The organism is Mycobacterium sp. E2462, assembly GCF_001672685.1.
GTDB lineage: Bacteria > Actinomycetota > Actinomycetes > Mycobacteriales > Mycobacteriaceae > Mycobacterium.
Genome location: NZ_LZKC01000119.1, coordinates 1 through 5940, shown reverse-complemented (window position 1 = coordinate 5940; position 5940 = coordinate 1). Strand labels below are relative to the sequence as shown.

The 5940-nt window shown below is 68.3% G+C and carries 7 protein-coding genes and 1 pseudogene; 2 read left to right on the top strand and 6 right to left on the bottom strand.

Features of this window, described 5'->3' with window-relative positions; genetic code table 11:
• On the bottom strand, positions 1–869 hold an 869-nt coding region (locus A5714_RS05645), incomplete at its 3' end, for a class I adenylate-forming enzyme family protein (protein WP_156747182.1).
• A 39-nt stretch (positions 870–908) separates the two neighbouring features.
• Between A5714_RS05645 and A5714_RS05640 the strand changes: the two genes are divergently transcribed.
• Positions 909–1742: an acyl-CoA thioesterase domain-containing protein gene (locus tag A5714_RS05640; RefSeq protein WP_197513561.1), complete on the top strand. Its 834-nt coding sequence runs from the start codon at positions 909–911 to the stop codon at positions 1740–1742.
• Between the two features lie 2 nt (positions 1743–1744).
• On the opposite strand, the gene A5714_RS05635 is transcribed toward A5714_RS05640, so the two are convergent.
• The 5 genes from A5714_RS05635 to A5714_RS05615 all read right to left on the bottom strand — a co-directional run bounded on the left by A5714_RS05635 (position 1745) and on the right by A5714_RS05615 (position 5698).
• Positions 1745–2200, bottom strand: a complete 456-nt coding sequence (locus A5714_RS05635) for a flavodoxin family protein (protein WP_068074649.1) — start codon at positions 2198–2200, stop codon at positions 1745–1747.
• Positions 2197–2661: a hypothetical protein gene (locus A5714_RS05630; RefSeq protein WP_068283573.1), complete on the bottom strand. Its 465-nt coding sequence runs from the start codon at positions 2659–2661 to the stop codon at positions 2197–2199. Before A5714_RS05630 ends, A5714_RS05635 begins: the two co-directional genes overlap by 4 nt.
• A gap of 1 nt (position 2662) precedes the next feature.
• Complete coding sequence (gene dapB, locus A5714_RS05625) at positions 2663–3406, bottom strand: 4-hydroxy-tetrahydrodipicolinate reductase (RefSeq protein WP_068283579.1); 744 nt, start codon at positions 3404–3406, stop codon at positions 2663–2665.
• 170 nt (positions 3407–3576) lie between these two features.
• Positions 3577–4665, bottom strand: coding sequence for a dihydrodipicolinate reductase (locus tag A5714_RS05620; protein WP_068283570.1), 1089 nt, complete (start codon positions 4663–4665; stop codon positions 3577–3579).
• Positions 4666–4672: 7 nt separating this feature from the next.
• Positions 4673–5698: a Rieske 2Fe-2S domain-containing protein gene (locus A5714_RS05615; RefSeq protein ID WP_068283567.1), complete on the bottom strand. Its 1026-nt coding sequence runs from the start codon at positions 5696–5698 to the stop codon at positions 4673–4675.
• Positions 5699–5806: 108 nt separating this feature from the next.
• Here A5714_RS05615 and A5714_RS05610 point away from each other — a divergent pair.
• Positions 5807–5940, top strand: a pseudogene (locus A5714_RS05610) (TetR/AcrR family transcriptional regulator); the annotation flags it as partial.

Here is a 5940-nt window from a genome sequence, read left to right as displayed (position 1 = left end):
CCGGCGGCGCGCCGATCGACGTGCCCGCGGTGCTCGAACACTGCCGCGGACAGCTCGCCGATTACAAAGTGCCGCAACATCAGCGAGTAGACGGCGGGCACGGTCACCAAGACCGAGATCCGCTCGGCAGCCAGCGCGGTGATCACCGCGTCCAGATCCAGGGTGGGCATGATGACCGCCGTACCGCCCAGGCGGGTCGCCACCAGAAGCTGCGTGTTGCAACCGGTCACGTGAAACAGCGGCACCGAGATCAGCGTGCGCATCGCCTCGCCGAGGTCCCTCGGCTGGTCCAGGCAGCGAATCGAATTCTCGGTGTTGGTCAAGAAGGCCGCATGCGTGGTCGGCACCCCCTTGGGGTGACCGGTGGTGCCGGACGTATAGAACAGCGCCGCGATGTCGGTGGGCGCGAGCCCGTCGCTCACATAGGGGTTCCCGTCGGGCAGTGCGGAGTCCGGGCCCAGGTCGACCCGCGCGCCGCAATCGGACAGCACGAAGTCCACCTCCGGCCGCGCGGAGCGCGTATTGACCGCTACCGCAACGCCACCGGCCATCACCGTGCCCCAGAACGCCACCGCCCACCTGGTTCCCGCCGGGTAGCGCAGCGCCACCCGGTCGCCGGGGCCCACGCCGGCCGCGCGCAGCCCCCCGGCGACGCGGGCGGCGCGCTCCCACAGCTGCCGGTAGGTGAGCCGGTCGGCGCCGAGCTCCACCACCGCCTCGCTGTCGGGGCGGCGCTCGACCTGTCCGGCGAGCATCTCGAGCAACGTGGCGGGCAGCTCGTCGTAGCGCGGGACACCGTCGGCCCCGCGAGACACTCCCGTCGTGGCGAACGGATTGTGCGTGCGCGGGATTTCGATTACTGCAGGCATGCCCGGTCCCTAATGATCCCGTGTCCTATCGTGTTAGCGGTGACGATCGAGGACTCCGCCATCATGCCCGAGGCGTTCTTCGCTGTCGACGGCGACTCCTACCTGCCGGGCCCGCTGACGCAAGGCCCGTGGGGACCCACGATGGGCGGGCAGATCGTCGGTGGCCTGCTGGGCTGGGGGATCGAACGGGTGGGCGCGGCTCCGGATTTCCAGCCCGCCCGCCTCACGGTGGACCTGCTGCGTCCGGCGTTGCTCGAGCCGGTTCGACTGCAGACGTCGGTGCAGCGGGAAGGCCGGCGCATCAAGCTGATCGACGGAGCGTTGCTGCAGCGGGGAACGGTCGTCGCGCGGGCCAGCGCGCTGTTTCTGCGGCGCGGTGAGCATCCCGACGGGCGGGTGTGGTCGACGCCCACCACGATGCCGCCCCCGCCGCTGGACACCGGCGACATGGAAACCGACACACCGTTTCTGATCTGGACGTACGGCGCCACCGCCGCGGGCCACCCCGGCATCGCCGCCGGCGAGTGGGAGCAGTCGCACGCGCAGAAGTTCGCCTGGGCACGCCTCTTTCGCCCGATGGTGCACGGCCACCCCTTGACCCCGTTCACGCGGCTGGCGTTCGCCGGCGACATCACCAGCTCGCTGACCCATTGGGGCACCGGAGGATTGCGCTACATCAACGCTGACTACACCGTCACCGCGAGCCGGCTGCCCGACGGCGAATACCTCGGCCTGGCGGCGAACAGTCACTACGGCACGGCCGGGGTGGCCACGGGCGCCGCGACGCTGTTCGATTGCCGCGGCCCGCTCGGGACCAGTTCCGCGTTGGCCTTGGCTCAGCCCGCCGAGGCGTTCCAGCCGACGCACAATTGAGCTCACTGCATGAGCTGCGCGGCAACGGTCGCGCCCAGATTCCAGCATGCCTCGACGTCGTCTTTGCCGGGCTTTCCCGAAACGATCACTGGCGCAACGGCTTTGACCCAGCCCAGGCCCGTGGTGATCTGGTCGACGGCCCGCTCGGCCCCCTCGGTGCCCTGGTTGCCGTGCAGGTACAACCCGAACGGCCGCCCCCTGGTCGCGTCGAGCAGCTGATAGTAGGACTCGTCGAACGCGTGCTTGAGCGCGCCGGAGATGTAGCCCAGGTTGGCCGGGGTGCCCAGCACGTAGCCGTCGGCGGCCAGCATCTCGACCGGGGAGACAGTCAGCGCCGGTCGCCGCACCACGTCGACACCTTCGATCTCGGGGTCCGTCGCGCCGGCAAGCACCGCCTCGAACATCTCCTGGCAGTGCGGCGACGGTGTGTGGTGGACGATCAACAGCGTTTTGCTCATCGGCCACCCTGCAAATGCACTGCCGTCCTCATGGCTTCCCGCGCCCGCCGGCGGTCCCCCGCGTAATCGTAGGCCCGCGCCAGCCGATACCAGCGGCGCCAGTCGTCGGGGTGATCTTCGACCTCGGTGCGGACGGTGGCGAACAGCGCGTCGGCCGCGGCGCGCTCGATGCGGCCCGACGGCCGCCGGGGCAGGGCGCTGACGTCCAATTCCATTCCCTCGCTCGCGATCTCGCGCGCCAATCGTTGATGGGCGAACCCTGAGCGCAGCGTTGCCAGCATCGCCCAGAGCCCCAGGAATGGCATGACCAACACGGCCAGGCCGAGCCCCACCGCCGCGCCCCGCCCCGAGCCGATCAGGGCCAGGGCCATCCGGCCGAGCAGGACGAAATAGGCCAGCATCGCCGCGCACATCAGGACGATGAGCACCTGGGTGCGGCGCAGGCGGGCGTTGTCGCTCATGTCATGTCGCGCCCAGGTCGAGCAGGGGCTCGAGTCCCACCGTCAGCCCGGGGCGCTCGGTGATGCGGCGCACCGCGAGCAGCACGCCGGGCACGAACGAGGTGCGGTCGAGGCTGTCGTGGCGGATGGTCAGCGTCTCCCCCTCGGTGCCGAACAGGATCTCCTGATGGGCGACCAGCCCCGCGAGGCGCACCGCGTGCACGGGCACGCCGTCGACGTCGGCGCCGCGGGCACCCGGCAGGCCGGTGCTGGTGGCGTCGGGGTTGGGCGGCAGTCCCTTCCGGGCCTCGGCGATCAGCTTGGCGGTGCGCGTCGCGGTGCCCGACGGGGCGTCGGCCTTATGCGGGTGGTGTAGCTCGATGACCTCCACCGAGTCGAAGAAGCGGGCCGCCTGCTGGGCGAAGTGCATGGACAGCACCGCCCCGATCGCGAAGTTGGGCGCGATCAACACCGCGGTGTCGGGGCTGTCGGCCAGCCAGGACCGCACCTGGTCCAGCCGCTCCGCCGTGAACCCGGTGGTGCCGACCACGGCGTGAATGTTGTTGCGAATCAAGAACTCCAGGTTTCCCATCACCACGTCGGGGTGCGTGAAGTCGATGACCGCCTCGGTGTCGCTTTCGGTCAGCAGATCCAGCGAATCGCCGGCATCCACCTCGGCCGAGAGGGTCAGGTCGTCGGCGGCCCGCACGCCCGCCACCATCGCCGATCCGACTTTGCCCTTCGCCCCCAGCACGCCTACTCGCATGACGTTCACCCTAGCTTTGTCCACAGTGCCGGTTTCATCCACAGGTTGCGCGCGGGCCGTGGCCGTGGACCGGCGCCGGCGATAGTCTTTCGAACATGTATTCGATGACAGGCGCGCCAAGGGTCGACGGCGCGGGTGGGCCGGCCCAGGGGCGCGGCCCCCATGACCGGTTACCGGGTGAACCGCCCGGCGAACCCGCGCAACGGCAGGTCCGCACTGGTGAGGAGCCCGGGCGGCGCCGCCACCACCGACTTGATCGAGGCCAGCGCCGGCATCCCGGTCACCGTCATGCCGATGGAGGCGAAGTTCTCGGGGTTCGACAGATCGACGCCCTGCGCGGGGAAGATCATGTGTTTGTTGTAGATGCAGGGGTCGCCCTTGATCTGAGTGATGTAGCAGCCCTTGATATTCCAGCTGGGGTCGGTGTGGGGCGTCATCTGCCACTCGAGGTGGGTCTCCACGCGCGGCACCCCGTCCACGAGGCCCTGGTATTTGATGTAGTTGCCGCCGAGCGACCCCTTCGGCAGGGTGTACCAGCCCAGGTCGACGTCCTTGGTGCACGCGCCCAGCTCGTAGCTGAACTTGACCTCGTCGAGCGGCAGGTCGAAGCAGTCGGCCATCATCAACACGCTGTCGGCGAAGACGCGGGTGTACTTCTCCAGCTTCGACGGAATCTCCGGGTCGTCGACGGGCCGGCCGTAGCCCACCTCGATCCAGGTGTCCTTGGAGTGGTGACAGGAGACGTCGACGGACTCGATGGTGGTGATGTTTTCGATGTCGGCCACGTCGGCCGAGCAGACGACGCCGAGGATCTGGTTGAGACCCGGGTTCATGCCGGTGCCGTAAAACGTCGACCCGCCCCTGTGGCACGCGTCGGCCAACAGCTGGGTCACCGGCTTGCCCGACGGGTGCGGGTGGTTCTTGTCGCGGTGCCAGCCGGTGATCCAGTCGGCCGTGGTGACGATGTTGATCCCGGCCTCGAGAACGCTGACGTAAAGGTCCTCGTCGGGGAAGACGCCGTGGAAGGTCAGCACGTCCGGTTTGGCCGCGATGATCTCCTCGACGCTGCCCGTGGCCAGCACGCCGTTGGGCGCCGTACCGGCCAGCTCACCCGCGTCCTTGCCGATCTTCTCTGGCGAATAACAGTGCACGCCAACAAGTTCCAGGTCCGGTTGGGTGGCGATTCGCTTGATCATCTCCGATCCGACGTTTCCTGTGGCCACTTGGAAGACGCGGATGGGGCCGGCGGGTGCGGGCATCGGTGGGTCAGCCTCTCTGTAGCGCTGCGTAGACATCGGCGGCGCTGCCGCCGATGCCGTCGGGATAGAACTGCTTGGCCCACTGGCGGATCGCCGTGAAGCCTTCGTATTCGCCGGTGGCCAGCGCGGGCGGGTCGGAATACCGTTGGTGCTGCCAGATTTCGATGTCCTGGGCGAACTGCCGAATCACCTCGTCGCCGAACTCGACGGCCTTGCGTTGCGCGCGCGCCGGATCCTTGCCCGGCGTGCGGCCGATGTACACCATGAACCGGACGTCGGAGGTGCGGTCGTCGACCGGGGTGATGGCCGAGATGGTGCGGTTGTCGATCATGCCCCAGCTTTTGGTCACCGCGATGCCCAAGCCGCCGTTGATCGCCTCCACGCCACTGTTGACGTCCTCGATCCGCTGCCCGTCGTCGCCCTCGAAGGTGATGGTGAAGTCGACGAAGGACACCGGCTCGGCGAAGTCGTGGCGGGTGAACACCGGCACGATCGGCGTGTTGTGGACGTATTTGAAGTGGGCGAAGTCCACCCCGTTCTCCAGGACGTACTGCGGGTGCATCTCCAGGCGTTCGCGGTAGAGCCGTTGCTGCGGGTAGTAGTCGGCCGCGCTGCTGCCGTCACCGAACGCGCCGAAGACGTCGGGCGCCTCGAAGAACGGGTCGCGGCGCTCGACGTCGTGCCAGATGTAGATCGACTGGTTGCGCTCGACCACCGGATAGCTGCGGATTCGTCGGCCGCGATTGGGGCGGTCCTGATAGGGGATGCACACGTTGCGGCCCTGCTGATTCCACTGCCAGCCGTGGAATGGGCACTGCAACACCTCGCCGACGACCTTGCCGCCATACCCAAGGTGCGCGCCGAGGTGTTCGCAATAGGCGTTCATGACCGTCAGCTGACCGGATTCGGCCCGCCAGGCGACCATTTCCTCGTCGAAGTACTTCATCCTGTGCACGTCGCCGACGCCGATCTCGTCGGACCAGGCGACCTGGAACCAGCCGGTCGGCTTCATCGACAGCGGCGGCTTGGCCATTACGCGCCTCCCTCCACGCGCTCACATCATAGGCCGCGCTCACCCAATATAAAAGCACCCTCTATGAAACTTGTTCGCCCGCGTGCGCTCAGCCGATAAGATCGCCCAATGACTCGGCAGGCAAGCGGAGCCGGTATCGCCGGCCGGCGCCCTAACCGGCGCGGCCACGCGACCCGCGAGAGCATGCTCGAGGCCGCGCTGCGCTCGTTGGCCTCGGGTGAGCCGGGCTCGGTGTCGGCGAA